24 protein-coding genes, 4 pseudogenes and 1 CRISPR repeat array are annotated in these 26,299 nt (G+C 38.8%); of the genes and pseudogenes, 16 read left to right on the forward strand and 12 right to left on the reverse strand.

Annotated elements, in window-relative coordinates; genetic code table 11:
* The first annotated feature begins 107 nt into the window (after positions 1 to 107).
* Positions 108 to 1,118, forward strand: a complete 1,011-nt coding sequence (cas7d, locus tag AC012T_RS08035) for a type I-D CRISPR-associated protein Cas7/Csc2 (protein ID WP_487064640.1) — start codon at positions 108 to 110, stop codon at positions 1,116 to 1,118.
* Positions 1,119 to 1,123: 5 nt separating this feature from the next.
* Complete coding sequence (cas5d, locus tag AC012T_RS08040; RefSeq protein WP_487064642.1) at positions 1,124 to 1,831, forward strand: type I-D CRISPR-associated protein Cas5/Csc1; 708 nt, start codon at positions 1,124 to 1,126, stop codon at positions 1,829 to 1,831.
* Here the strand turns inward: cas5d and AC012T_RS08045 are convergent, their stop codons facing one another.
* Positions 1,832 to 2,251, reverse strand: a complete 420-nt coding sequence (locus AC012T_RS08045) for a hypothetical protein (RefSeq protein WP_487064644.1) — start codon at positions 2,249 to 2,251, stop codon at positions 1,832 to 1,834.
* A gap of 95 nt (positions 2,252 to 2,346) precedes the next feature.
* On the opposite strand from AC012T_RS08045, the gene cas6 reads away from it, so the two are divergent.
* The 4 genes and pseudogenes from cas6 (at position 2,347) to AC012T_RS08065 (ending at position 10,819) form a co-directional block, all read left to right on the forward strand.
* Positions 2,347 to 3,165, forward strand: coding sequence for a CRISPR-associated endoribonuclease Cas6 (gene cas6 / locus AC012T_RS08050; protein WP_487064646.1), 819 nt, complete (start codon positions 2,347 to 2,349; stop codon positions 3,163 to 3,165).
* 55 nt (positions 3,166 to 3,220) lie between these two features.
* A complete protein-coding gene (locus AC012T_RS08055) occupies positions 3,221 to 3,589 on the forward strand; it encodes a four helix bundle protein (protein ID WP_487064648.1) in 369 nt (122 codons plus the stop codon).
* A 26-nt stretch (positions 3,590 to 3,615) separates the two neighbouring features.
* Positions 3,616 to 4,065: pseudogene (cas4, locus tag AC012T_RS08060) on the forward strand (CRISPR-associated protein Cas4); the annotation flags it as partial.
* 42 nt (positions 4,066 to 4,107) lie between these two features.
* Positions 4,108 to 9,869: a CRISPR direct-repeat array (repeat unit 37 nt; unit sequence ATTGCAATTTCTATTACTCCCTATTAGGGATTGAAAC).
* 80 nt (positions 9,870 to 9,949) lie between these two features.
* Positions 9,950 to 10,819, forward strand: coding sequence for an Rpn family recombination-promoting nuclease/putative transposase (locus AC012T_RS08065; protein WP_487064650.1), 870 nt, complete (start codon positions 9,950 to 9,952; stop codon positions 10,817 to 10,819).
* A 93-nt stretch (positions 10,820 to 10,912) separates the two neighbouring features.
* Here the strand turns inward: AC012T_RS08065 and AC012T_RS08070 are convergent.
* Both AC012T_RS08070 and AC012T_RS08075 read right to left on the reverse strand, forming a co-directional pair.
* A pseudogene (locus AC012T_RS08070) lies at positions 10,913 to 11,982 on the reverse strand (anthranilate phosphoribosyltransferase family protein).
* 184 nt (positions 11,983 to 12,166) lie between these two features.
* Positions 12,167 to 13,069: a cell division protein FtsX gene (locus AC012T_RS08075; RefSeq protein WP_487064652.1), complete on the reverse strand. Its 903-nt coding sequence runs from the start codon at positions 13,067 to 13,069 to the stop codon at positions 12,167 to 12,169.
* A 144-nt stretch (positions 13,070 to 13,213) separates the two neighbouring features.
* On the opposite strand from AC012T_RS08075, the gene def reads away from it, so the two are divergent.
* The 5 genes and pseudogenes from def (at position 13,214) to recJ (ending at position 17,915) form a co-directional block, all read left to right on the forward strand.
* Positions 13,214 to 13,777, forward strand: a complete 564-nt coding sequence (gene def, locus AC012T_RS08080) for a peptide deformylase (RefSeq protein ID WP_487064654.1) — start codon at positions 13,214 to 13,216, stop codon at positions 13,775 to 13,777.
* 13 nt (positions 13,778 to 13,790) lie between these two features.
* Complete coding sequence (locus AC012T_RS08085) at positions 13,791 to 13,997, forward strand: hypothetical protein (protein ID WP_487064656.1); 207 nt, start codon at positions 13,791 to 13,793, stop codon at positions 13,995 to 13,997.
* Between the two features lie 468 nt (positions 13,998 to 14,465).
* Entirely contained in the window at positions 14,466 to 15,269 is an 804-nt protein-coding gene (locus AC012T_RS08090; RefSeq protein ID WP_487064658.1) for a PD-(D/E)XK nuclease family protein, read from the forward strand.
* Positions 15,270 to 15,369: 100 nt separating this feature from the next.
* Positions 15,370 to 15,552 (forward strand): annotated as a pseudogene (locus tag AC012T_RS08095) (GNAT family N-acetyltransferase); the annotation flags it as partial.
* A gap of 59 nt (positions 15,553 to 15,611) precedes the next feature.
* Entirely contained in the window at positions 15,612 to 17,915 is a 2,304-nt protein-coding gene (gene recJ / locus AC012T_RS08100; protein ID WP_487064660.1) for a single-stranded-DNA-specific exonuclease RecJ, read from the forward strand.
* Between the two features lie 148 nt (positions 17,916 to 18,063).
* On the opposite strand, the gene AC012T_RS08105 is transcribed toward recJ, so the two are convergent.
* The 8 genes and pseudogenes from AC012T_RS08105 to AC012T_RS08140 all read right to left on the reverse strand — a co-directional run bounded on the left by AC012T_RS08105 (position 18,064) and on the right by AC012T_RS08140 (position 21,577).
* Positions 18,064 to 18,291, reverse strand: a complete 228-nt coding sequence (locus tag AC012T_RS08105; protein ID WP_487064662.1) for a hypothetical protein — start codon at positions 18,289 to 18,291, stop codon at positions 18,064 to 18,066.
* Positions 18,292 to 19,485 (reverse strand): IS110 family transposase, encoded by a 1,194-nt coding sequence (locus AC012T_RS08110; protein WP_487064664.1) that lies wholly within the window; start codon positions 19,483 to 19,485, stop codon positions 18,292 to 18,294.
* Between the two features lie 282 nt (positions 19,486 to 19,767).
* On the reverse strand, positions 19,768 to 20,031 hold the full coding sequence (locus tag AC012T_RS08115) for a hypothetical protein (protein ID WP_487064666.1): 264 nt from the start codon (positions 20,029 to 20,031) through the stop codon (positions 19,768 to 19,770).
* Positions 20,032 to 20,033: 2 nt separating this feature from the next.
* Positions 20,034 to 20,318 (reverse strand): hypothetical protein, encoded by a 285-nt coding sequence (locus tag AC012T_RS08120; RefSeq protein ID WP_487064668.1) that lies wholly within the window; start codon positions 20,316 to 20,318, stop codon positions 20,034 to 20,036.
* Positions 20,318 to 20,659 carry a hypothetical protein gene (locus AC012T_RS08125; protein WP_487064670.1) on the reverse strand — a complete coding sequence of 114 codons (342 nt, stop codon included), beginning with the start codon at positions 20,657 to 20,659 and terminating at the stop codon, positions 20,318 to 20,320. Before AC012T_RS08125 ends, AC012T_RS08120 begins: the two co-directional genes overlap by 1 nt.
* Positions 20,660 to 20,943: 284 nt before the next feature.
* Complete coding sequence (locus tag AC012T_RS08130) at positions 20,944 to 21,114, reverse strand: hypothetical protein (RefSeq protein ID WP_487064672.1); 171 nt, start codon at positions 21,112 to 21,114, stop codon at positions 20,944 to 20,946.
* A gap of 24 nt (positions 21,115 to 21,138) precedes the next feature.
* Positions 21,139 to 21,209, reverse strand: a pseudogene (locus AC012T_RS08135).
* A gap of 134 nt (positions 21,210 to 21,343) precedes the next feature.
* The gene (locus tag AC012T_RS08140; RefSeq protein ID WP_487064674.1) at positions 21,344 to 21,577 is read right to left on the reverse strand and encodes a hypothetical protein; all 234 of its coding nucleotides are present in this window, start codon (positions 21,575 to 21,577) and stop codon (positions 21,344 to 21,346) included.
* 1,048 nt (positions 21,578 to 22,625) lie between these two features.
* Between AC012T_RS08140 and AC012T_RS08145 the strand changes: the two genes are divergently transcribed.
* Genes AC012T_RS08145 through AC012T_RS08155 form a run of 3 tightly spaced genes read left to right on the forward strand, consistent with a single transcriptional unit; the run spans position 22,626 to position 24,502 of the window.
* Positions 22,626 to 23,330 (forward strand): hypothetical protein, encoded by a 705-nt coding sequence (locus AC012T_RS08145; RefSeq protein WP_487064676.1) that lies wholly within the window; start codon positions 22,626 to 22,628, stop codon positions 23,328 to 23,330.
* Positions 23,331 to 23,349: 19 nt separating this feature from the next.
* Positions 23,350 to 23,538, forward strand: coding sequence for a hypothetical protein (locus AC012T_RS08150; RefSeq protein WP_487064678.1), 189 nt, complete (start codon positions 23,350 to 23,352; stop codon positions 23,536 to 23,538).
* A gap of 37 nt (positions 23,539 to 23,575) precedes the next feature.
* Positions 23,576 to 24,502 carry a hypothetical protein gene (locus AC012T_RS08155; protein ID WP_487064680.1) on the forward strand — a complete coding sequence of 309 codons (927 nt, stop codon included), beginning with the start codon at positions 23,576 to 23,578 and terminating at the stop codon, positions 24,500 to 24,502.
* A gap of 129 nt (positions 24,503 to 24,631) precedes the next feature.
* Here AC012T_RS08155 and AC012T_RS08160 read toward each other — a convergent pair whose 3' ends face one another.
* Positions 24,632 to 25,210: a tyrosine-type recombinase/integrase gene (locus AC012T_RS08160; RefSeq protein WP_487064682.1), complete on the reverse strand. Its 579-nt coding sequence runs from the start codon at positions 25,208 to 25,210 to the stop codon at positions 24,632 to 24,634.
* 220 nt (positions 25,211 to 25,430) lie between these two features.
* Here AC012T_RS08160 and AC012T_RS08165 point away from each other — a divergent pair, with 220 nt between their 5' ends.
* Both AC012T_RS08165 and AC012T_RS08170 read left to right on the forward strand, forming a co-directional pair.
* Complete coding sequence (locus tag AC012T_RS08165; RefSeq protein WP_487064684.1) at positions 25,431 to 25,751, forward strand: hypothetical protein; 321 nt, start codon at positions 25,431 to 25,433, stop codon at positions 25,749 to 25,751.
* Entirely contained in the window at positions 25,751 to 26,299 is a 549-nt protein-coding gene (locus AC012T_RS08170) for a hypothetical protein (RefSeq protein WP_487064686.1), read from the forward strand. The genes AC012T_RS08165 and AC012T_RS08170 overlap by 1 nt, the downstream gene beginning before the upstream one ends.

Below are 26,299 nucleotides of genomic sequence, written 5' to 3' on the forward strand. Positions count from 1 at the left end.
ATTTTACAGAAGGCAGAGCCTTCAAAAATTCATTCCCATACAGAGTATGGGAACGAGAAAATAAATCTACTTTATTACGTCAATTAATTTCATTTTGGAGAAACATCATGACACTTTTAAAAACCGTTGACGCTAAATTATTTCAAGCAGAAATTCCTTACAAACCAATGGGTAAATATGCTCATTTTCTCACTATTCGCGTTACCGAATCTTACCCTTTATTCCAAACAGATAGCGAACTCAACAAAGCAAGAGTTAGAGCAGGAGTCAAAGACAAAAACACCATTAGCCGTCTTTCAATGTTCAAGCGTAAACAATCCACTCCAGAAAGATTGGTAGGTAGAGAATTATTACGTAAATACGAATTCATGACAGCAGAAGAATGTGAATATAACGTATCTTTTGCAATGGATAATCCTGATTGTATTATTTACGGTTTCGCTATTGGTGATTCTGGTTCTGAAAAATCAAAAGTTGTTGTTGATACTGCATTTTCTATTACAGCTTTTGATGAATCTCATGAAACATTTACTCTCAATGCTCCTTTTGAAAATGGGACAATGGCTTCTAAAGGAGAAAGTGGTTCTAAACCTGGTGAAGTCACCAGTAGGATTAATCAACAAGATCATATTAGACCACAGGTATTTTTTCCTAGCATTGTCACATTGAAAGATCCCACAGAGGCTAATTTTCTTTACGTTTTTAATAACGTCCTGAGAACTCGTCATTATGGCGCACAAACAACTCGTACAGGTAGAATTAGAAATGAGTTAATTGGCGTTGTATTTGCTGATGGTGAGATCACTAGTAACCTGCGGTGGACTCAAGCAATCTATGACCAAATGAAAGCTAATAATACTCTCAAATCACCTGATCCTTTAGATGAAGATGATGTAATTGCTGCTGCTAAAAGTGCAATTGAGAATTTAATGAATGATGAATTTATCGTGCATACAGATTTTATTGGTAATGCTTTTGTACCTCTAATTAATGAAGTTAAAAACCTCACGAATAACGAAGCGGGAATTAAATCAATTTTGCAAAAAGCTGACACTGAAGCTAAAGAATATGCCAGTAAACATATCAGCAAAAAGAAAACTGCTGCTAAGACTAAGTAACAGCCATGACAATTATCTACCGTTGTCAATTAGAACTACACGACAGCCTATATTTTGCCACCCGTGAAATTGGCAGACTCTACGAAACAGAGCCAATAATTCATAATTATGCCCTCTGTTACGCACTTGGTTTAGTTGATAGTCAAATCTACTCAACAACCGTCGCTGAAGAAGATTCCTATCGCTATTTCTGCCCCGAACAAGTGCCAAAATATGAGCAACATTTAACCCCTTTAAATGAGCAAGGAATCTATTTAACTCCGGCTCGTTCTTTGAATCATGCAGCTATTCTGAATACATGGAAATATGCAAATAATAACTACCATGTAGAAATGGAAAAAACCCAAAAGAATATTCCTAGTTTTGGACGAGCAAAGGAAATTGCCCCAGAAAGTCAATTTGAATTTTTTCTAATTGCTCAAAAAGAAATCAAATTACCTAAATGGATTCGCTTAGGTAAATGGATGAGTAAAGCAGAAGTCAGAGTTGAGAAATTACCACAACCAAAAGCAAAAACTGATTTATTCACCTGTACTCATCCTTTAAATCCCTTGGATGTCATGTTTACTAATCAAGTTATTAGCTATGATGTGGTAAATATGCCTCCAGTAAGCCTAATTCAAAATGTGCAAATGAGAGGAGAATATTACTATTTTGATGATGTCAAAAATGTAAAACTTCCCAAGCTAATGCAATACCGTTTTCGGAGCTAATTATTTACCAAAACCTTTACTGCTCTTCTTTGTTTTAGGAGGGCGTGAAGGCATTAATTCAGTTATCAAACTACCACGATTTTGTAACATTAACTTACGATTTCGCTCGCGTTGATAAGTAGCTATTTCTTCTGCATGGGGATGATCTGGATCTATTTTGAGATGGGTAATAGATACTACATATTGCGCTTTATCTTCATCTTCGGGATTATCGTTTTTGCTGATTAATCTGCACATAATCCCGCCTTCATCTCCAGAATATGCTACCCAATTAACTTCAAATTCTTTATCTGGATTTATTATGTCTCCTCTTGTCTTCAGCATTTTCAATAATTCTTTTGCCGCCTTGACTTTAATTGGTAAACAGGTTTCTAACTTTTTAGTGAGTGCCTTTGCTTCAAGATAATTATCAACTTTCATTTGTTTTACTCTTTATGCAACCTTTATTAATTTATACTCTCAATCTCTCTTAATTTTCATTATCTATTTACAAATTGTGTCACTCTGCAAAAAATATGCCTCACAGTCTCATTCTCAATATCACCCCCCAATCTCCCATTTACCCCAATTTCCTCACGGGCAGACACTACCACGCCTTATTCCTTAACCTGGTCAGTTCTGTTGATAGAAAATTAGGCGACTACCTCCACGAATCAAACGCCGATAAAGCCTTTACCCTCTCACCATTGCAGGTACAAAGCAGACATAAAAATCAATCTTATATTTTGCAATATGCCCATCAAAATCCTATCGCTGCTGGTACTTCTTGTTGGTGGCGCATATCGTTATTAGATGATAATTTATTTGGTCAACTCACACCTTTATGGTTGAATCTTAACCCTGAGCAACCTTGGCATTTGGGTTCAGCTAATTTATATATTACTAGCATTCAAGGTACTCCCCAATCTATACAACCTTGGGCGAATGTTTGTAGTTATAACCAACTTTATCAACAAGCAAGTGAAACAGACCGCAATCTTAATTTCATTTTTTCTACGCCTGTTGCTTTTCGTCAAGGTGCTTTTGATAATGCTTTACCAACTAGGGAATCTGTGTTTAATAGTCTTCTCAATCGCTGGAATAAATATAGTGGTATTGAATTGAATAATATTTCCATTGAATCAATTTATCCTAGTGCTTTTAATGTCAGAACTGAAGTTATTGGCAACTATGAAAATAAGTTTATTGGCTGTTTAGGTGATATAAGCTATCGCATTCTTGGCAATGTGGAAACAATAGGTATTAAGCAAATTAACGCTTTGGCTAATTTTGCTTTATATGCAGGAATAGGACGTAAAACAACTATGGGTATGGGAATGGTAAGAAGAAGGTGACAGGTGACAGTCAAGAGGGAAGAAGTAAGAAGTAACAAGAGAAGAGGAGTTATTTATGAAGATTGAATCACATCGAGATTTAATTGTGTGGCAGAAATCAATGGATATGGTAGTCCAAATTTATCAATTATCAACGTTATTTCCATCCATAGAAAATTATCGTCTTACTTCACAAATTACCCGTGCGGCTGCTTCTGTTCCAGCCAATATTGCCGAAGGTCATGCACGAGGAGCAACTAAAAACGACTTTGCACATTTTTTATCTATAGCTAAAGGTTCATTAATGGAAACAGAAACTTTTTTAATGCTTGCTGTTAGATTAAATTATCTAACTTCAGAACAAGCAGATTCTACATTATCGCTGATTATAGAAATTAGCAAAATGCTCACCTCTCTTCGTTATCGAATATTAAATAATCCCTGAATTAATCCTAAATAACATTACTTGTCATGAATAATCTAAATATACCTAACTCTCTTCCCACTGTTACCTGTCACCTGTCAACTGTCACCTCTGATGATGATTATGTGAATATTGCGTCTTTAAATCAATATTCCTATTGTCATCATCGTTGTTGGCGAATTCATTGTGCTGGTGAGTTTATTGATAATCAATATACTATTGAAGGTACAAGTTTACATGAACGAGTTCACACTGTGGGGGAAGTAAATCGTGATGAAACTTGGCAGACACGGGCAATTTATTTGAAGTCTGATCAATATCAACTTATTGGTAAGTCTGATTTAATTGAGTTTGAAAATGGTGAATTTTATCCAATTGAATATAAACGCGGACGGAAGGGAGAATGGGATAATGATGAGTTACAGGTTTGCGCTCAGGCTTTGTGTTTGGAGGAAATGACGGGGAAAAGTATCAATTCTGGTTATGTCTATTATGCTTCAATCGGGGCTAACTGTGGGGGGATTGAATGATGCAGCCGGATTGCAATTTCTATTACTCCCTATTAGGGATTGAAACTCAGGCGATTTACTCTACGAGGAAATATTCTCTACAAAATTGCAATTTCTATTACTCCCTATTAGGGATTGAAACCGAGAAATTAGCAGCCCTTCAATCGGCGTGTAGCAAGGATTGCAATTTCTATTACTCCCTATTAGGGATTGAAACTTATCGGCTTTGGTTGTGATTGTCCGTAAATAATTTGCGTATTGCAATTTCTATTACTCCCTATTAGGGATTGAAACGAATGATAACAGCGTTATCAGTGGCTGATAACTCCAGATTATTGCAATTTCTATTACTCCCTATTAGGGATTGAAACCTCCAAACACTTTAGATTGTGGGGACTGCTGCTTAATTGCAATTTCTATTACTCCCTATTAGGGATTGAAACTGGATGGAACGGGTAAACCAGCCGATAACCAGTTTATTGCAATTTCTATTACTCCCTATTAGGGATTGAAACTTTAAGGATTGCGGCGTACTGAGGCTCACGGGCTTGATGATTGCAATTTCTATTACTCCCTATTAGGGATTGAAACCGACTCCTGAGACTTTTTTATTGTTTCGCCTCTTCTATTGCAATTTCTATTACTCCCTATTAGGGATTGAAACTTTCGCTGATAGATAACGTTCCACATAGTTATTAATTGCAATTTCTATTACTCCCTATTAGGGATTGAAACATTTATTTCCTGCAAAACCATAAATATCAAGTCATGGTATTGCAATTTCTATTACTCCCTATTAGGGATTGAAACAGGTTTAAATGGCAGCCCGGCACGCCTGAAGTATTGAGTAAATTGCAATTTCTATTACTCCCTATTAGGGATTGAAACGGTAACACTGCCTTAGATAATTCTCAAAGAGCCTTAGTAAATTGCAATTTCTATTACTCCCTATTAGGGATTGAAACCGTCTCTTTCTTCTTTCACTTTTTTAGCTTCCCCTAATTGCAATTTCTATTACTCCCTATTAGGGATTGAAACATCAAAACTAGACGCTGATGCTAGATTTAATGATTTTGATTGCAATTTCTATTACTCCCTATTAGGGATTGAAACTTGTAAAGGTAAAATGAAAGGGGAAACCTAGAGATTGCAATTTCTATTACTCCCTATTAGGGATTGAAACCTACTAATTCAAGGCGCTGGAGGATTTTCCCAGATTGCAATTTCTATTACTCCCTATTAGGGATTGAAACCGAAGGGGAAAGTATAAGAAGTCCCGCCTTGCTTATTGCAATTTCTATTACTCCCTATTAGGGATTGAAACGACCTGCTAACCATCCCCAAAGTAGCGGTACTTTTCATTGCAATTTCTATTACTCCCTATTAGGGATTGAAACCTCCCTTAGTACCGGGGATGCCTTGCAGACCTCTATTGCAATTTCTATTACTCCCTATTAGGGATTGAAACCCAAGAGACAAACCTAGAGCCGCCAATGCAGATTGCAATTTCTATTACTCCCTATTAGGGATTGAAACAAAAATTTAGTATTGTCTGGCTTGAAAAATAAGGGTTTTTGATTGCAATTTCTATTACTCCCTATTAGGGATTGAAACATATCAGCCCAATCCAGTGCAAAAGCTTCTCCATGATTGCAATTTCTATTACTCCCTATTAGGGATTGAAACGGATGAATCCACAACCTAAATTTAATCGCGTCACGCATTGCAATTTCTATTACTCCCTATTAGGGATTGAAACCTGATTTTATTGGATGGGGATTAAAAAAGATAAATTGCAATTTCTATTACTCCCTATTAGGGATTGAAACATCAACGGAATCTATTTCAATTTCTGGGGGAAATTGCAATTTCTATTACTCCCTATTAGGGATTGAAACCTAGTAAATTCTTGTTGTCAAGGGTAGCTACTAATTGCAATTTCTATTACTCCCTATTAGGGATTGAAACTTAATTCCCAGTAGGGCGATTCCTCACACCACCTCATTGCAATTTCTATTACTCCCTATTAGGGATTGAAACCAAATGGGTTAAAGTCATCCGGTAAAGCCATTAGTCCATTGCAATTTCTATTACTCCCTATTAGGGATTGAAACTTGTTAATAGCCTCGACTATTTTTGTACCAGCCGCATTGCAAATTGCAATTTCTATTACTCCCTATTAGGGATTGAAACAATAAATCAATTCTTGCATTCAGTTGACGAGTTCTATTATTGCAATTTCTATTACTCCCTATTAGGGATTGAAACTATAAATTACTAGTAAGTGAAGGGTATCGAGCATTTATTGCAATTTCTATTACTCCCTATTAGGGATTGAAACGCCACAACCACGCTTCTTTAGGCAAGGTAGTCTTTCATTGATTGCAATTTCTATTACTCCCTATTAGGGATTGAAACACTTAGCTTACGCTCCATGAAAAAACACTGCATAATTGCAATTTCTATTACTCCCTATTAGGGATTGAAACTACATCTATTATTTCTACTAGATGTAAATGAGTAAATTGCAATTTCTATTACTCCCTATTAGGGATTGAAACTTGATAGTCATTACTATATTTCTGAGTGTAGTATCAGATTGCAATTTCTATTACTCCCTATTAGGGATTGAAACCTGGTATCATATCAGAGTCTTTTATTCCGGTACACGAGAATTGATTGCAATTTCTATTACTCCCTATTAGGGATTGAAACTATCAGCTAGATACTGCCTCAACTCCGGTATTGTATTGCAATTTCTATTACTCCCTATTAGGGATTGAAACCTTTTAAACTAAAGTATTGACCTTCTACAGGAGCATTGCAATTTCTATTACTCCCTATTAGGGATTGAAACGAGTAAATTAACTTGCTTTTCTAGAGATTGAATTTCATTGCAATTTCTATTACTCCCTATTAGGGATTGAAACCATCGTATCGCTGATGAGCTAAAGATCGGCAAATTTGCAGATTGCAATTTCTATTACTCCCTATTAGGGATTGAAACTACAGGTGGAACAACTTCATTTTTCTCAGTAGATTGCAATTTCTATTACTCCCTATTAGGGATTGAAACCGCACGGAAACACCCTGACTTATAGATGATGACGCATTGCAATTTCTATTACTCCCTATTAGGGATTGAAACTGTAATTACAGCATTTACATTCATTAAGTTATTCAGATTGCAATTTCTATTACTCCCTATTAGGGATTGAAACCCCAATTTGCAGCATTACTTAACTCTAGTATCCTACCCAATTGCAATTTCTATTACTCCCTATTAGGGATTGAAACTTTGCCAAACCAGATAATAAGACTGATTGATTATTTTGAATTGCAATTTCTATTACTCCCTATTAGGGATTGAAACATCTTGCAGCCACTTGGCAGCTTCCGAAACAGTGCATCATTGCAATTTCTATTACTCCCTATTAGGGATTGAAACTTGCTATATGTTTATATCGCTACATAACAATATAAATTGCAATTTCTATTACTCCCTATTAGGGATTGAAACTATATCAATAAATTTCATCTCTGCTATCTCCAAATTGCAATTTCTATTACTCCCTATTAGGGATTGAAACCAGCAGTGGCACGAGCAAGGCAGCCAGGTTGTAAAGTAATTGCAATTTCTATTACTCCCTATTAGGGATTGAAACTATCTTTGTTTTGACAATGATTTGTTGTCTAAAAATTGCAATTTCTATTACTCCCTATTAGGGATTGAAACTAGAAATAGGGGTGAAGTCTCGCAATCTCTAGCGCTTATTGCAATTTCTATTACTCCCTATTAGGGATTGAAACAACTTATTTGTTTACTAAAACTCAAGGATAAAATGATAATTGCAATTTCTATTACTCCCTATTAGGGATTGAAACGACGACCCTTTAGAGTTTCAAACTTTTTTTATTCTTATTGCAATTTCTATTACTCCCTATTAGGGATTGAAACCATGACTGCCACGGGCAAGAACAAAAATGAATGGATTGCAATTTCTATTACTCCCTATTAGGGATTGAAACTTAATCAGTTCAATAACAGTATTTAGAAGTCCGAAAAATTGCAATTTCTATTACTCCCTATTAGGGATTGAAACGCCTTAGCTTTAATCACTAAAGCAGCCACGATCTGATTGCAATTTCTATTACTCCCTATTAGGGATTGAAACGTAAAACTAGAGAATCCATCCGAGACATAAATATTCTATTGCAATTTCTATTACTCCCTATTAGGGATTGAAACGAATTTATTGCGTCTTTCTAGTTGAGATTCTTCTGTCACATATTGCAATTTCTATTACTCCCTATTAGGGATTGAAACACCCAACTACCAATGGGGAACTGTTGATCTATGGGATTGCAATTTCTATTACTCCCTATTAGGGATTGAAACCTTCAAAAAACAACTGTCCGCGAACCCCATTAATTATTGCAATTTCTATTACTCCCTATTAGGGATTGAAACTTAATTAATAGAAATACAAAACAGGTAGACATGAAAGTAAATTGCAATTTCTATTACTCCCTATTAGGGATTGAAACGATGGCTGCTGCTTTAAAAACGACAGGAAATCCCTATTGCAATTTCTATTACTCCCTATTAGGGATTGAAACAGGTATGTTCCGCCCATGTTTTAAGAAAACTCTAAAATTGCAATTTCTATTACTCCCTATTAGGGATTGAAACACTGGTGTAGACCCTCTAACCGATATGCCCACACCCATTGCAATTTCTATTACTCCCTATTAGGGATTGAAACAAATCCCCACAACTTCCTTAAGCTTTGGGAGAAGGGGATTGCAATTTCTATTACTCCCTATTAGGGATTGAAACACTAAATAGTGTTAATTTACCTTTTTTATAAATAGCTCATTGCAATTTCTATTACTCCCTATTAGGGATTGAAACGTTAGCGGAAGATGAAAAAGCGCGAGTTTTAACTAAAATTGCAATTTCTATTACTCCCTATTAGGGATTGAAACAATTGACGATTAATTTCCATGCACTCAGTGAAGAATTGCAATTTCTATTACTCCCTATTAGGGATTGAAACCCACATTATCAATTGTCCACCATTCATCGGTAGTGATTGCAATTTCTATTACTCCCTATTAGGGATTGAAACTTCCCATATTGCTATATAACAATATTACGCCTATTGGTAAATTGCAATTTCTATTACTCCCTATTAGGGATTGAAACTCATACTTTGTAACTAGCTAAATGTACTACACTCATATTGCAATTTCTATTACTCCCTATTAGGGATTGAAACATTATAATATCACCAGCAAAGATAACCTCACGCTTAATTGCAATTTCTATTACTCCCTATTAGGGATTGAAACGAAAAAATGTGTAACTTGACCATACACGCTAGGTATTGCAATTTCTATTACTCCCTATTAGGGATTGAAACCTGTCTTAATAGTGGTGTACATCTTAGCTTTAAGATTGCAATTTCTATTACTCCCTATTAGGGATTGAAACTTACGAAAACAGGAATTTTGGTTGATTGGCATTCATTGCAATTTCTATTACTCCCTATTAGGGATTGAAACACTATCTTGGGAATCTTGCTTTGGGTCTTCATCCATTGCAATTTCTATTACTCCCTATTAGGGATTGAAACATTCAGGTTACGTATTTAATATGTTTCAAATTTCAGTGGAATTGCAATTTCTATTACTCCCTATTAGGGATTGAAACTCCTTAGACTGATACTGAAACCGTATAGTGACCTCACCGATTGCAATTTCTATTACTCCCTATTAGGGATTGAAACCGTGTAAGTAAATGCAGGTTTGATCACTACAGAAGATGGTAATCTTGCTTATTTATCAAAATTTCTGATAAAGTTGTTTCATGTTTGACAATTTATGTAAATTTCTTGTAGAAAACTTTTCTAGCGACTTCGCTACTTGGTTGTTAGGTGAACCTATCATCCTAACTGAATTAAGTCCAAAAGAACTATCATTAGAACCAATTCGCGCTGATGCTCTTATTCTTAGACAATCAGAAGAAATGGTCTTGCATATTGAGTTTCAGACTCAACCAGACAAAAACATTCCTTTCCGCATGACAGATTACCGTTTGCGGGGATATCGTCGCTTTCCTAGCAAGCAAATGCGTCAAGTAGTGGTTTACTTGCAAAAGACTGATTCAGAACTCGTTCAGCAAACTACATTTACCTTAGAAGAAACGTGCCATCGTTTCCAAGTGATTCGCTTATGGGAACAACCGACAGAAACATTCTTGCAGACTCCCGGTCTATTGCCTTTTGCAGTTTTAAGCAATACTGGTAATAAAGTCAACACTTTGCAGGAAGTAGCAACTGTCATTGATAACATCCCTGACAAACAGATGCAAAGTAACCTGGCTGCATCTGCATTTATTTTAGCTGGGTTAGTATTAGAAAAAGAAGTGATTCAGCGTTTGCTGCGGAGAGATATTATGCGTGAGTCAGTAACTTATCAATTATTGGTAGAAGAAGGTCGAGAAGAAGGTCGGAAAGAAGGCCGAGAAGAAGGTCGAGAAGAAGGTCGAGAAGAAGGTCGAGAAGAAGGTCGAGAAGAAGGTCGAGAAGAAGGTCGAGAAGAAGGTCGAGAAGAAGCTGTTCAGCTTGTTGCTGTCAATATGCTTAAGGAGGGTATGTCTATTGAATTTGTGGCAAAAGTAACTGGTTTAACGTTTGAACAGGTGCAACAATTACAAGCGACAAACTCAGGGGATTGAGTGCCAAGGGTATCCAAAACCTATTGGAAGCCTTTGCCAAAATTCCGCTAAATAGCATTGAATATCTGATTTCTAATAGCTTTTAGACCATTATTAAACTTTTTGATTAGACAATGGCAGTAGGAGAAGTTGATTAGCTACAGCACCACTAATAAATAACTCCTCTGCCTTAGCAATACCAGAAATCATATCTGGACAAATACCACTCAACCAGAGATAAAAACCACCATTCCATAAGGCAGTTTGCATTAGTTCACTTGGTTTACCAGCCAAAACAGCTTGTAAATCGGTGATTAATTCTTCCGTAGTACCAAGAGGGACATTTTTGGTAGTAAAACCATATTCACGGGGTGCGAGTTGTAAGCGTTCTAACTCTTGTGAATTAGTTGAAGATAAACCGATAATAGCAGTGCGATCGCGCGGTAAATCACAACTACCTTCCAAACCCTTGACAAAAGTATATTTTCTTGTCCCTCTTAACCCCAAAGCCACCTGAAACATAGCTTCTGTAGGGGGGTGAACAAACCCAGCAATAATATGAGTATCCCCAGCGTAAGGACACCAAATTAACTCCATAGTCGCTAATGGTGGACGCTTACCAAGTTGATCACGATATTCCCAAAGCTTTTGAGTGAGGGGAAAATGCTGTGGTGTGTAAACAAAACCAATTCCTGTTTGTGCAAAAACCTGCTGAGTTTGAGCCAGTGATAAAGTAGTCCAATCGACTCCTAAACCTTGCCATATCTCTATTAAAGGTAAACCATATTTAGTCGGCAAGCGATAGCTTCGCTCGCCAAAGGCACCGCCCCCATGCATAACCACAGGTTGTCCAGCCGCAGCTAATAACAAAGCCGTAATAACATTAATTGGTGCAGTCCGAGTTCTGCCATCATAAGGTATACCCAAAACCATTACCGGACGTGCAGCATCAATTGGTTGCAACTTGGCCCCAACTCATCAAAAGCATCCAACATCCCCGCTAATTCTTCCCCAGTGGGACGTTTAATGCGATGGGCAATCAAAAATGCGCCTATTTGCGCCGGTTTTGCTTCACCCAACAACATCATTTTCATGGCAGCAGCAGCTTCCCCACGAGTTAAACTCTCAGACGTATGACTTCCGCTACCTACTTTTTTTAATAACTCTCTAAATATATTGCTCATTCTTCCTTCGCGCTCTTCGCGTCTTTGCGGTTCATTTAATCCAACGTGAGTTCGACATAAGATAATTTGTGGAAAACTCGCCTCCACGAGGAGTCTCAAACCCTTATTATCTCGTTTAAAAAATCATAACTCCGTTCGCGTAGCGTCTCCTAAGGAGAAACTCCGAACTCCGAACTCAGGTATTTCAACTCTTAGCAAACCTGCGGACGGCAAATAAGCTACCCATTAAGCCAACTGTGGCACCGAATCCTAAAAGAATCAAAGGTAATAATAAGGTTTGAGAAACAGTTAGTTGTAAACCGTTGCTGATAAATTGGATAAATTCAGGTTGATTGGCTAGTAAGCGATTAAGAAATTGTTGAGTTAGAGAAATAAAACTCCAAGCGATCGCACCACCAACTAAACCAAAGGAAATTCCCTGTAAAATAAATGGTAGGTAAATCCAAGCTGAAGTTGCACCTACTAGTTGCATAATTTCAATTTCTCGTCGTCGTGCCATGACAATCAAGCCTATTGTGGTTGTTGTCACAGCGATCGCAGTCGAAGTCAAAATTATAGTAATTGTTAAAGTAATCCAATTTAGCCCCCGATGCAACTGGGTAATGCGTTTTACAGCTTCGTCTACATACTGCACCACATCAACTCCCCGCAACTTGGCTAACTGTGTCGCTAAACTCGGCACAACTTGCGGATTCAAGGCTTTTACCTTCATTTCATCAACTAGCGGATTATCCCCTAATTGCTGGGTAGCACCATCAATATCAGCAATTCCCAAGTCCTTGACTAACTTCGTCCAAGCTTGTTCTTTGGTAATTACTTGCACCGTCGCTACTTCCGGCATTTGCGCTATTAATGGTTCAATATTAACCGCTTGAATACCCGATTCTAGATAAACCGATAATTCCAACTGACTACCGAACTGATTGAGAAGTCTTTCGACTTGCCAAGAGGTTTGCAGACTTAAGCCGAATAGAAATAGCAACACTGTCACAGTACTCACAGCTGCCCAATTCATCCATCCCCCCCGCAGCAACCCCAGGAAAGTTTCTTTCAGCAGATAGTCTAGTTTGGTAAAAAATTTAAACATCGAAAATTGGTGATTGGCGAATAATTATTCTCTGTCAACTGTCAACCGTCAACTGTCACCTGTCAACTGTCACCTGTCACCTATTTCCTGTCACCTAACGATAGAATTGAGTAGTAAGACATTCACTATTAAGCCACGAGAATCATGCCCTCTGATATAGCTGTAGAGAAGAAAAAGTTAAAAAATCCACCTTTGAAGCTTCATTATTTAGGCGATCGCGTCTTGCGTCAACCCGCAAAGCGTGTGACAAAAATAGATGATGAACTTCGCCAACTGGTGCGGGAAATGCTGCAAACTATGTACAGCGAAGATGGCATCGGTTTGGCAGCCCCCCAAGTGGGAATTAATAAACAACTCATTGTAATTGACTGCGAACCAGACAAGCCAGAAGCGCCTCCACTGGTACTAATTAATCCAGTTATTAAGCAGGTTAGCAGTGAACTATGTGTAGCTCAAGAAGGTTGTTTGAGCATCCCTAAAGTTTATTTAGATGTGAAACGCCCCCAAGTGGTAGAAATCGCCTATAAAGACGAATATGGTCGTCCCAAAACATTAAAAGCCGGCGATTTACTAGGACGGTGTATTTTACACGAAATGGATCACCTCAACGGTGTGGTATTTGTAGATCGTGTAGAAAATTCCTTGACTTTGGCACAGGAGTTATCTAAAAATGGCTTCTCGTATCAAACAGTGAAACCAGTAGTATAGGGTGATCTAGAGCGTGTATTTAACTCCAAAAAGCGGTTTATTTTTAGGTGGTTCTTGTTTTACTGCGATCGCATCTGTCGGTTCTGTATTTGAACTCAGTTCTGGACAACCAGATTTAGGTGTCCCAACCACTGCCATTATCTTAGCTTTGAGCATTCCTTTGACCATATTATTTTTTATTGCCGCAGTCAGGGATGCGCGGGCTAACAACTCCAACTAAATAGTTAGGCAAACACAAAAGTTGTTATACTTGTGATCACGCAAAAATCAAGCAAATCAAGTCAAGGCTTGAGATTCAGTACAAAACTTTTCAGAGTCGGCCACCTATTTCCTCACGGTTGAGAAATTAAAACACCTTAATAATGGTGAAAATAATGGAATAGAGCAGCCAAGTTGCTCATAATCTCAACAGTACAATTACGGTAACTAGTGGGTACTCCACACTACCAGCATGAAGCAGAAAGAAATCCTAGCAATGTTACACTTTGTTTGGTTTTGTGCAATTGCTGTAGAACGGCTAACATTAAATAAGCATCAGGTACATAAAAAAGGTAAGAGGATGAAAGAAAAATGTAAACTTCACCCTTTTACCTTTTATTTTTTGCCTTTGTATTAATTAATTCACAGCAGATAGCAGATAATAGATTAAAAATTTTGCGATCGCTTCCCGATTTCCCCCAATAGAAGAATGCTACCCACTTCTACCCATCTACTCAGACTCTCTCAAGGACATCTCAACCTGCTCGCAGCTTGTCCTCGTAAATTCCAGCATACCTACTTAGAACAGATTACCGCACCCACTGACCCCCAACAAGAAGAATATCAAACTCTAGGTAGTCGTTTTCACTTGCTTATGCAACAGCAAGAAATGGGTTTACCAATTAATAGCTTTCTCCAAACAGATACTCAACTGCAAAAATGGATGACATCTTTTGCCAAAGTTGCACCAGAAATATTAACACCTGATATTGATAACCAATCTTTCCACGACAGTGAACACTATCGGATTTTGCAAATTCAAGATTACCTATTTACAGTTATCTATGATTTATTAATTGCAGATCCTCAAAAAGCACAAATTCTCGACTGGAAAACCTATCCCCAACCACCAAATAAAAGCTATTTAGCTAAAAATTGGCAAACACGTCTTTATATGTATGTTCTGGCAGAAACTAGTGAATATTTACCAGAAAATATATCCATGACTTATTGGTTTGTTCAAACTCAGGGTAAACCTAAAAGTATTCAGTTTAACTACGACACTCAACAACACCAACAAACACAACAAGAATTAAATCAACTATTGAATAATTTAACTAATTGCTTAGAACAATATCACCAAAATCAGCCATTTCCCCAAAAAACGGCATCTAAAAAATCTTGTGAAACTTGTCAATATGCTTTCCTGTGTTACAATCAAACAAATAATCCATTAGCAATAAATTCTAATAATTTACCAAACATTGATCATATCCAAGAAGTATCAATGTAAGAAGTCAGGAGAAAGAAGGAAGAAGGAAGAAGGAAGAAGGAAGAGGAATATTTTTCTCTTCTGTTAAGAGTTCCCTGCTATATCAAAGTCAGCAATAATTATGAAAGCCTTTGATGAAACTGACACAATTTATGTTCGTGAAATAGGAATTGATGATATAGCTCCAGTTTATCACTTAGGTGAAAAGCTATTTACCAGCGATTTATATCCTTATTTATACCGCACCTGGGATGAATGGGAAGTGATTGGACTTTATAACACAGATCCAGAATATTGCCTCATCAGATTTAATTATGAATGGTGAATAGTTTTTAATCAGTTTTATCTTTTTTTATTAATTAAATGCAGTGGATTTTAGCAGCAACTGAACAACCTCCTGAGTGGTTTATTCAAGTAGTGAAAAACTACACACCTCTATCAAATGGAATTTTTGCCGCCCAATTACTTTGGCAAAGAGGGATAAAAAATGAATTACAATTAGCCGCATTTGCTAATTTTCAAAATTATCAACCAGCGAGTTCCTTTGAATTTGGAACAGAAATGCATTTGGCGGTAAAACGCCTTAAAGATGCAGGAGAAAAAAGTGAAAAAGTGGCTATTTGGGGAGACTTTGACGCAGACGGTATTACCTCAACCTCTGTATTGTGGGATGGTTTAGGACAATTTTTTATTCAAAATAAGCAATTAGTTTATTACATTCCTAATCGGTTAAAAGAATCTCACGGACTGAATCAAGCAGGAATTGATAATTTAGCTGAACAAGGTTGCAAATTAATCGTAACTTGTGATACCGGCAGCACAAATATTGATGAAATTATTTATGCTCAACAATTAGGTATAGATGTCATCGTTACAGACCATCATACCTTACCCCTCGAACGTCCTCCAGTCAGTGCAATTATCAACCCTCGTTATCTACCAAAAGAACATCCTTTATTTCATCTTTCTGGGGTTGCAGTAGCTTATAAATTGGTAGAAGCACTATATGAAACTTTACCTGATATACCGCAGCATCCATTAACTGATTTATTAGATTTAGTTGCAGTGGGATTAATTGCCGATTTAGTGCAGTTAAGTGGTGATTGTCGTTATTTAGCCCAGTTAGGTATTCAACAACTCCAAGCAGATTATAAAAAACCAGTTACAGAACGAAGACGACCAGGAGTAGGGCGATTATTGGAATTATGTCAGAAAAATGGCGATCGCCCCACAGATATTTCTTTCGGTCTTGGCCCCCGTATTAACGCTGTTAGTCGCATTCATGGTGATGCTAGTTTCTGCGTAGAATTACTAACAAGTCGGGATATTCAACGTTGTCAGCAACTGGCAGAAGAAACAGAATTAGCTAACAGCCGACGCAAGTCATTACAAAAAGATGTCCAGAATCAAGTATTTAAAAAACTCTCCCAATTAGATTTATCAACTACTAGTGTAATTGTTTTAGAAGACCCTCAATGGCCTAGTGGTGTTTTAGGTTTAGTCGCAGGTCAAGTTGCCCAAGAAACTGGTCGTCCCACGATTTTATTAAGTACAGAAAGTGGAGAATCTCAGCCAATTTTTGCACGAGGTTCAGCACGTTCTATTAATTCAGTTGATTTATATCAATTAGTTAAAGAACAAGCACATTTATTGCATCGTTTCGGTGGACATCCCTTTGCAGCTGGTTTAAGTTTATTAGTTGAAAATATTCCTTTATTTACAGATGCCATTAACCAAAAATTGCGGCAATCTTTAGGAGGAATAAATCTCGCACCCACCGTAACAGCAGATTTAGAAGTAAAAGTTGCAGATTTAGGAAAAGAATTATTTTTAGAACTCAAAGTTTTAGAACCATGCGGAATGGGAAACCCAATTCCCAAACTATTAATTAAAAATTGTTGGTTTGAAAATTCTTGGCATCGCAATCAGCAAGATTTACAGGGTAAAAAAATACAGTATATTAAAACAGAGTTTGATATTCGGGATGATTCTACTCACAACCCTTTTCCTGGTATTTGGTGGGGACACTATAAAGATGAATTACCTCTAGGTAGATGTGATTGTATTGCCGAAATAGATTACAACAGCTATAAAAAACGCTATGAAATTAGATTAGTTGCTGTCCGTCCCAGTGTTGAAGCAGATGTAAAAACTCAAAACTTAGTGATGATTCTAGACTGGCGAAATCAGGACTATTCCGAGAAAAACTCAGTCCTGAAGATTCCAAATATTCCAACAAGTTGGGATGATTTACGCGCATGGTTTAGAAAGTCACTTTATAATCAGCAACAACTAGCCTTAGCTTGGTCGAAACCTCAAAACTCTGAACCCAGAGATATCTGGTTCACTTTAGTAGGAATTGCTAAATACCTCAGTCGTACAAATCAACTTGTGACTCGCATCCAACTTTTAGAGAAACTATGTATCAGCGATAAGAGTTTACATTTAGGATTTCAAGCTTTAAAATACTTAGGATTTACAGTTCAACGACAAGACCGTTCTTTGCAAATTACCTGGAATGCAGAAACGAGTAACGAAACCAATGCTGATACTGTGATTAACCAATTTTTATTCGCAGTCCGTGAAGAACAATTTCAACAAGAATATTTTGCCACAGTACCTCTATCTATTATTCAAGCGATGATCACTTTTGATAGTCTGCTTTGAGAATAGCAAGATACAATAAATTCACCTACCTCTATTATTTGCAGTTATGGTTAATATTTCTTTGAAAATCGCTAGTAATTACCCTAACTACATTCCGATTTGGAAAGCGGCAATCGCTTGAATAGCGGTATTGGTATTCTTCTGGACTTTACTTTTCCATAGCTTGTTGTACTACTTCGATTTTTAATTCTAGTGCTTCCGCAATTTGTTCTACACTCAACCCCATTTTTAAAAGACGAGGAATAGTTTCTAGTTTAGTTTTTAGCTCAGTTTCTTCCTTAACTTCTTGATAAAATCTGGTTTGTCGCCATTCTGTTAATCCAAACATCGCTTCTAACTCCTGACGGCTATAGGTGGAAAACTTGTAAATTAGCATTCAGTCTACAACTTTTCTTGACAAAACCAGTTCCTTGAACAGTAGTTTGACTGCTTTAACCGCTACACGCATTCTGATTAACTTCACTGGCTTACCCGCTGCTTTCTCCACATCGAGGAAATTTCCCAAGCCATTTAATGTGGGATTGGTACGACGGCGGGCGGGTTCCACTGCACTGAATACCCACTGCCACAGTGAACGGCGACAAAGTGCAGAACCACCGGAAACTTTAGATTTAGAAATATCACCGCTTGATTCTTGTGACGGTGCAACACCCAAAGCCTTCTGAAACCGCCGCAGTGATAAATGGCGTTTGGTGGGATTACCAGACTTTCTACCCTTGCGAATTTTAATTTCTGGCTTACCATCTTCACCTAAGAAGTTTTCTAGCGGGAAAATTTGGGAGAGAATTACAGACTGTACCCGGTTCCCAAAGTTGAATTTCTGGAAGACTTCACGATAAGTTTTAAACCTTTCATCAGTGAGCAGTGTATCTAATTCATCCTCTATCGCCTGTTCTTCTAGTTGCAAACTACAAATTCTTTGAGCATGGAACTTTACCGAATCGGTTAATCCTAGTCCCGCAGTGGTGGAATAAATGCGATCGTATTTTTTACTTTCTCGTTGACCGGCTAACCATCCCCACATTAGCGGTACTTTTCCAGAATTTCCTCTGACTGAAGTTACCAGTGCAATTTCTGGAAACTGCCATGCTAAATCCTGACGGGCGCGATTGATGATAGGTGATTGAATTCTGGAAAGGTGGTTGAGTCTCAGCACTAGTTCCCGCATTCTGGAAATTATGCGATCGCGCACTTGAACAAACCGATTCAACTCATTTCCGTAATCGAACTGATAACAGGCCAGTGCCAACGAATCAGCATCGTCATCTTTGTCAGGTAACGCTAAGTGATTCTCGCGGTAGTTTCGCAGCTGCTTGTGTCCCACAAATCGCACCTCACAACCTGCACGGGTCAAGTGTTCCACCCAAAACTTAGAGTAATTCATTCCAGTGGGTTCTAGTAGGGCCACTTCTGGCTTTAGCAGCAGCAACCCAGTCAAGCCGGCTCTGTCAGTCCCGAACTTATAAAAACTACATTCATAGTAAAATTCTCTTGGGGTGCTTGGTTTTTCGGTAAGTAAGCAGCAAGAAACGCTTGACTTGGAAACATCCAACCCAACAACTCTGGTCATTCTGTTTTCTCTGTGTAGGTGAAATATGTGTCAATTACGCTTGTGAATCACCCAAAGGCCGTTACAGCCTGATTCAGTCTCAAAGCAATACCCAACACTGCAAATGTTGGGTGGACACATTTTTAAAACACAATCAACCGAGCTTATGAATGCTAAAAAGCCGAGAGCTTAGTTCTTTCTCAAAACCCTAAGCTGATTGTGCTTTGTGCGGAACTGATTTGGACTCAGACCGCGACACACCAGGAGCGGTGTGTTTCGTCTGGGGAGTTCTACCCAGACTCATCAGGCGGATTGAGAATTTGATTTAGATGAGGCTTCTATTGCATCCACTATGTGCTTTTCCACCTCATCATCTGACATTGTTCTAGCCTGTCTCGCTGCACCTTCGGCGAAGTTATTAACAACTTCAACCAATGACCGATTGCTAACACCCGAAATATATTTACCCATCGAAGCCAGCGCTAAATTAGAAGCTAAAAAACGACGTTTACGAATCAAAATGTATTCGTCGTCATGAGGGAGAATTTGCTGGGGTTTGTTGTGCATTGTTAAAATTTGACCTGAATTACCTTGTCTTGAGTGCCGTGGCATTTGGCTAGGCTCTCTAGAATTATTTCGTTAATCTTCTCGTCCGTTATCTTGTTTGATTCCCCGACAGCAATTAGAGAAAATTGATCCATAACTGCCTTGATATCTGCACCTTTAAATCTTGGGACTTCCTGTACCAAGTATTGAACAATGAGCGAAGCTGCAAAATTATTTACAAACAATGCGCGTTTGTGAATTAATACGTAGTCGCCAGAATAAGGAATTAAAGATTTTGGTTCTTCCATTAAAATAGTCCTCCCTCACCCACACCGCATTCTTCAGCCACAAGTGGTAAATATTCCTCTGTTGCTGGCTGTTTTTCTCGTGATGACTCCAGTAAAGATTTGAGAGAGTTTCTATCTTTTCTGAGTTGTGCTACTTCTCTCTCTAGAGAAGCTATTTGTTGTCTGATTTCGACTGAATGATCCTCTCTAATTTTGCGTTCGACGAACTCCATTAATTCAGTAGTCTCTTCTTCTACCCAGTCAGAAGTTGAATTTTCTGGAAATTCAAATGCTGCTTCTAGATGTCTTGATTCATAGTTGCCTATGTTCAAAACTCGCTTGTAGGTGATGGTTTTAATCATGATTAGTTATCAAAAATTATCTCGAAGTTGAATGGTGTGCTACCTTGTTTTAAAAGCTTGGCGTATTCCTCTGCATCCGTTCGCTTTTTGAATCTAATCAACAGTAGATGCGGAATGCCAACACGATACACAGCCCACGGTTTCAATTGTCTGTACATATTTGCTCCTAGAGAAAAAGCCAGTATCAGCCACCAGCTAATACTGGCTTGACCATCAAATAGCAGTTAGCGGATAAATACCCAGTGGGAGAACTGGGAATAAACAATACAATTCAGTTTTGTCGTCTAATCTTCTTCCTCTCCTTCATACTCAGGATTAATAATCAAAATTGCGTTACCGTCTTTTTCTTTGATGTTGCTGACATGGAGGTCAACGCCATCAATTTGAACTTGAACAGTTGCACCGTCTTCAAAACCGTCGAGCTTGATAATTAATTCTTGAACTGTAGTTGTCATGGTTTTTGTGTTTGGTGAAAATCTGGGAGGTGGCAGGACTCGAACCTACAACCTGGTTGGCATTACCCATGCGTTACCAATTTCGCCACACCTCCCATGAGGTTTACCGGTAAGGTAGAAAAAGAGCCAGCAAGATGCACCAGAGTACAAAAACAGTTGCAAATGTTAGCGGGTAACGAATGAGTAGCCCGTACACGCTGACAAGATAATCTTCAATTTTTTGCATCATTTAATCCTCTAAAAAATATCCTTGAACGGGTTGGATGTTGATAATTACGTTGCCTGTGGTGTCGGATTCCTCAACTCCGGTGAGTTTGAAAGCGTCACCTTGGGCGGTTAAACCTTGCACTGCTGCTTGACCATTGAACTGTTCAAGTAGTTTGATTAGTGCCTCCACCGTCATTACTGCCATGCTTTTTTGGTCATCAGTTAATAGGTAATGGTTATTGGTTATTGCAGACATGGAAGAAATCACCGCGCTGTCAACTCGTGATCAGCGCATAATCTCCGGTGATTTGTTGTTCAGGGTGTTTCCACACAAGGTCTAGGTGTGGGTGCTTGCTCTAGTCGTGGTATTCCCCGGTGTGGGGTGAGAGCTATCGGATATCTGAAAATCCGATTAACCATACTATTGCATATCCAGATATCCTGTGTCAATATTAGTTTATGGATTTTCGGATATGCAATAATTAGAAGCAAGAAAATATTATGCAGGCTAGTAACTATGGCAAGAACGGGACGGCCCAAGGGGCGGGAAACAAAGGGGGTAAGCTTAAAAGTCAACCCGGATGCGTGGGAACTTTTCCAAGAACTGGCTCAGGGGATGGGACTTACCAGGTCGGAGCTAGTGGAGAAGATAGCCATGAATCAGATATCTCTGTCTTCAGAAGAAGGTCAATTGAGGGAGTCGCTGGGAAACTAATTAGCCAGCTGATAAACGAGGCTGAGAAACAACTGGCATATCATGATCAACAGTCTCAACTTCTGAAAAGCAGAATCAAAGAGTTAAGGCAACTTTCAGAATCAACTGATTAAACCGTCCACCTATGCCCACAGGTCAGGACGGTTTTTTAATGCTTATGACCAATATCACTGAAGAGAAAGACTTAAAAGCTACATGATGAATTAATACCACTCACCTTATTAATTCATCATGAGCCATCTAATTCTAATGCTGTTACTGGCAATGCTGGCAGGGTCTTTGTATCTGGCATGGTTGGTTGTTGCTTCCCATAAATCAGCGCAGCGCGGCTACAGACGTTCTGCTAGAAAGAGTCCCAAGAGTGAGCAGCCGACGCGAGTTAGTTCATCAACCAAAAGACAGCTATTGCAGATGGTGCAGGGAGATGAAGAGTCCGCATATAGATTAGTTCGACACGTAAGAAATTCGTTTCCGGACAAGTCAGAGCAGTGGTGTTGGGAAAAAGTGATTTGGGACCTGGAGCGCGATCGCAATTGACAACCCTACCACCTAATTAACAGGTGGTGATAGATTCCTGCATTCAAAAATCATGACAACAACCACTAAAAAGCCAAAAAGCTGCATTCAACACCCTGAAAAAGTCCCCTTAGTTTTACTCAGGAGCGAATACTTAGAAATTACTGGCAATCATTGTGCTGCCAAATTATTAGCAATCTTTGAATTCTGGACAAATAAATTAAACGCACTGGGTAGAACAGCGCGAGATTGGATTTATAAATCATTGGACTGCTTACACAATGAGCTAATGGGTGAACACGGCATACACTCCATTAGAAAAGCAATTAATATCCTGCATGACCTTGGATTCATCAGCAAGCGCCATAATCCACACATCAAGTATGACCGGACATGGCAGTACAAATTAGAAGTAGAGAAAGTCCAGGAAGCATTGAATTCACTCATTTGTCAGGATGAGCAAATCGAAGATGAGGTAATGCCAATTCCATTAGAAGAATATGACGATTCCAGCGCTCAAACCAGCGCGGTGAATAATATAGAGTTCAATATAGTTCATCCAAAGTTAAAGACAGAGAGCGAAGGGGTTTTGGTTAAGAATGAAGAGGAAGAAATTAAGACAATAAAGCGTATTTCTGGCATTTTCGGCATTGCTTACCAACACGCAGAACAAACCCTAAGAACATGGCGCTCTGAGTGGCATCTTAGACCTAGTGCTAGGGAATGGTTGCTAGAAAACCTCGCAACTGTTGGACTTGATGTGAGTGTGTTGACTTAGCCAATTCAGAATAAAAGCCATGAATTATCAAACAGAATTATTCAAGAATTGGATACGTAACCGCTTTGTGACAGAAGCAGAATTACTTGATATGCCCTTAGATTTAGCTTTAGCTTGGGCTGATGCTATGAGGGAAGTGGCAGCTACAGTCAAGCATGAAATAGTACCATTCCGTCGTCGCCGAACTACTAGAGCATCAGGCAGGTAGTTACCAATTACCAATTACCAATTACCAATTGTTTACCATGAATACCTTATTTAACCTTGATGAGTTCCACTCACTACCAGAGTCTCCCAGGGTGACAGACCCGGCGTGGGATGAAGTAGTTTTAGATTGTTCTGGAAGAGTTGACGAGAACGGTCAAGCTACATTATTTTACGACTCGTCCAGTGAACCACCAGACCCTGACGATTATGAAACTCCCTATGACTTCCAGCAAGCGTGGCTAAATTGGGAAAAGCAGTTTCCAGAAATTGCTGAAGAAATTAAAACCAAATTCAAACCAGGGCAACAGGTCGCAGTTACCAAACCGGATTCTAAATATTTTGGAGTAATTACCAAAGTCAAGAAAATTGTGAGGTGTTCAGTCTGCACCGAACTTTGGGGAACGGCTGGAGTTTTCCACTGGTCAGAGTTGGAACTGGTCAAAGATGTTGCTCCTCAACATCTGGAAGAGTTGCCCCAGGATTTTGCTGATGATGTTGCCGTCACACCAATTAAAGGTTTTCATTTTGAGGAAGGTGAAATTTACTGGCATTCTTCCAGAAACTGTAAATTCAAAATCACCAAATTACTCGCATCCGTTTCCAAGGCACAAGGTTATTTTGCTGGTGAGATTATCAAGGAGAAAGTCCTACTTTCTGAGTTGCACCCGATTGATGAGGATGTGGATTACCCGGAAAAACCAAGTCCAACTCTTCCAGAACAAGTAAATGAGGTTCAGGAAAAATCCAAAATTAACCAGTGGATTGAGACTTACTATGTGAGTCGCAGCGGCTCAAAGTATTGGTATTACAGGTATTGCTACTACCAGAAGAAGATAAAACACGTCCACATTCCAGGCGGGCGGGTAAATTCGGAACGGTGCGAACTGGTGAAGCAGGGAATTGAAAAAGCGATCGCACTGGGTAAAACTCCCCAGCAAATTGAGCAGATGATTAAAAGTGCCTAATAAAAATAGGTATCTCCCACGCGCCGGGCTATACCTATCAATGTGCATCGTAATTGTGAGTTATGGGGGTGCGGGCGTTTTCACAGAGTACAAGGCTGGAATCTTCCCGCGAGTACAAATATACCATATCTAGAGAGTTGCGATCGCACCGCGAATCTGACTTGATTCTATTTCTATATATCCTTCAACTGATTTTAGGTCACGGTGTCCCGTGATTTTTTTTATTGTTGCAATTGACACGCCATTACTATGAAGCTTGGTTATAAACGTCCGGCGGGTGCTATGAGTACTAATTCCCTTGGCTGCTAAACCCGCTTTATCTACAGCTTTCATCAGTATGTCATAAAGATTTCTCCAGCACACGCACCCATCACCTTCTCTATTGGGAAACAGCCAAGGACTCGCACCAGGGGCGAAACTTCTCAGATTTTCAAATAAGGTAGGATGTACCGGAACTTGTCGAGTGTCCGCGCTGCCATCTTTTCTCTTTTTTCTAGTGACCGCTCGGAATGTGATTACATCCCGTGGCATTCCGTTAGGCAGGTAAACGTCACTCACTCGCAACTGAACCAAAGCGCCCCACCTTTCTCCCGTGTACCAAGCTAAATCTAAAAAAAGTTTATATTTAAGAGTTCTAATATTTCTTCTTAACTTAGAGTAGTCGTTCTCGGTTAAGATTGCAGCTTTTCCACTTCGCTCATTTTTCATACAAAAAATTATTTCCTTTGGGCATTCCGGTTTTACCTTTTGGATTGGTAAAAATGGAATAAAACCTTTGTTACCCACCATCTATAATAACTTGTATTTTATATACAGCAATAGTTTCAGTCGATTCTTCAACATTCCAATTTTACATAAAAGTGGAATATTTACATTTAATTGATAGCGATTTATTAATGGTTTAACAACCTTCAATAAAACCATTAACATGGAACCGACTCTACAGCAAGTTTTTGGAGCAAGCGCAACTCAAGACGCTACTACAGTAACTATTACAAAATCTGAAATTGGCGTAACAGCATCATCAGCCACAGGCGAAGCAATTTTGACTGGTGCTGCTCTCAAGGCTCAAACTTATTTGACGCAGGCTAACTACGACGCGAATATTGACCAGTCGATTGTCGTCGCCAATGGCTTTCCAGGTTTTGTCAATCGTGGAGAAGATAACACCCAGTACAGAACTGATCAGCTAACGATAACCTTATCCAAGGTTGATACTGGTGCAACCCTTGACCCTAACGACTACTAATGTCCTACTGCAATGCGGGCGATACAGCCCGCGTAACTTTTCCTGATAGTAGCGTTCAGGATTTTACTGATACGCCGATCACAATAACAGCCGAACCGGATACTACCCCTTGCGCTACTTTTACAGCTACTTTTACAGCCAGCTATATACAGGCTGGTGTGAATTTCCCTAATCGAACCTTGGGGTTTATAGGGAAATACCCTTATGAAGGCTGGCGGTTTACCGGTTCATCACTGGAGGTCAAAAGCGCTTTGTATCTTTGTCCTCCGGGAACGTCCACCCAGTGGGACGACATCAGTTCGGTAAATAGATTTATTTACGAAGGTAGCCTTGTTAGTAGCATCACACCAGCGAACTATCGCATAACCGTTAATAGTGCAAGCAACGAGGTGCTTTATGAGGAAATATTTTCTACAGATGATTACTCTGTTGAATGTATTGAAGGATGCCCGCCAAACTCTCTTGATTGCGGCGATTGCTGTTTGGATTGTGCTGATATTTTTAATGGGATTTCTAATGCTAGAAGGTTAGTAGCAGGTATTAAATAA

Source organism: Anabaena sp. EIM26 (assembly GCF_057568715.1).

Excerpts from the sequence above, each read along its gene's own strand:
- cas7d (WP_487064640.1), top strand. The coding sequence starts at position 108 with ATGACACTTTTAAAAACCGTTGACGCTAAATTATTTCAAGCAGAAATT.
- cas5d (WP_487064642.1), top strand. The coding sequence starts at position 1,124 with ATGACAATTATCTACCGTTGTCAATTAGAACTACACGACAGCCTATAT.
- AC012T_RS08045 (WP_487064644.1), bottom strand. The coding sequence starts at position 2,251 with ATGAAAGTTGATAATTATCTTGAAGCAAAGGCACTCACTAAAAAGTTA.
- cas6 (WP_487064646.1), top strand. The coding sequence starts at position 2,347 with ATGCCTCACAGTCTCATTCTCAATATCACCCCCCAATCTCCCATTTAC.
- AC012T_RS08055 (WP_487064648.1), top strand. The coding sequence starts at position 3,221 with ATGAAGATTGAATCACATCGAGATTTAATTGTGTGGCAGAAATCAATG.
- AC012T_RS08065 (WP_487064650.1), top strand. The coding sequence starts at position 9,950 with ATGTTTGACAATTTATGTAAATTTCTTGTAGAAAACTTTTCTAGCGAC.
- AC012T_RS08075 (WP_487064652.1), bottom strand. The coding sequence starts at position 13,069 with ATGTTTAAATTTTTTACCAAACTAGACTATCTGCTGAAAGAAACTTTC.
- def (WP_487064654.1), top strand. The coding sequence starts at position 13,214 with ATGCCCTCTGATATAGCTGTAGAGAAGAAAAAGTTAAAAAATCCACCT.
- AC012T_RS08090 (WP_487064658.1), top strand. The coding sequence starts at position 14,466 with ATGCTACCCACTTCTACCCATCTACTCAGACTCTCTCAAGGACATCTC.
- recJ (WP_487064660.1), top strand. The coding sequence starts at position 15,612 with ATGCAGTGGATTTTAGCAGCAACTGAACAACCTCCTGAGTGGTTTATT.
- AC012T_RS08105 (WP_487064662.1), bottom strand. The coding sequence starts at position 18,291 with ATGCTAATTTACAAGTTTTCCACCTATAGCCGTCAGGAGTTAGAAGCG.
- AC012T_RS08110 (WP_487064664.1), bottom strand. The coding sequence starts at position 19,485 with ATGACCAGAGTTGTTGGGTTGGATGTTTCCAAGTCAAGCGTTTCTTGC.
- AC012T_RS08115 (WP_487064666.1), bottom strand. The coding sequence starts at position 20,031 with ATGCACAACAAACCCCAGCAAATTCTCCCTCATGACGACGAATACATT.
- AC012T_RS08120 (WP_487064668.1), bottom strand. The coding sequence starts at position 20,318 with ATGGAAGAACCAAAATCTTTAATTCCTTATTCTGGCGACTACGTATTA.
- AC012T_RS08125 (WP_487064670.1), bottom strand. The coding sequence starts at position 20,659 with ATGATTAAAACCATCACCTACAAGCGAGTTTTGAACATAGGCAACTAT.
- AC012T_RS08130 (WP_487064672.1), bottom strand. The coding sequence starts at position 21,114 with ATGACAACTACAGTTCAAGAATTAATTATCAAGCTCGACGGTTTTGAA.
- AC012T_RS08140 (WP_487064674.1), bottom strand. The coding sequence starts at position 21,577 with ATGTCTGCAATAACCAATAACCATTACCTATTAACTGATGACCAAAAA.
- AC012T_RS08145 (WP_487064676.1), top strand. The coding sequence starts at position 22,626 with ATGACAACAACCACTAAAAAGCCAAAAAGCTGCATTCAACACCCTGAA.
- AC012T_RS08150 (WP_487064678.1), top strand. The coding sequence starts at position 23,350 with ATGAATTATCAAACAGAATTATTCAAGAATTGGATACGTAACCGCTTT.
- AC012T_RS08155 (WP_487064680.1), top strand. The coding sequence starts at position 23,576 with ATGAATACCTTATTTAACCTTGATGAGTTCCACTCACTACCAGAGTCT.
- AC012T_RS08160 (WP_487064682.1), bottom strand. The coding sequence starts at position 25,210 with ATGAAAAATGAGCGAAGTGGAAAAGCTGCAATCTTAACCGAGAACGAC.
- AC012T_RS08165 (WP_487064684.1), top strand. The coding sequence starts at position 25,431 with ATGGAACCGACTCTACAGCAAGTTTTTGGAGCAAGCGCAACTCAAGAC.
- AC012T_RS08170 (WP_487064686.1), top strand. The coding sequence starts at position 25,751 with ATGTCCTACTGCAATGCGGGCGATACAGCCCGCGTAACTTTTCCTGAT.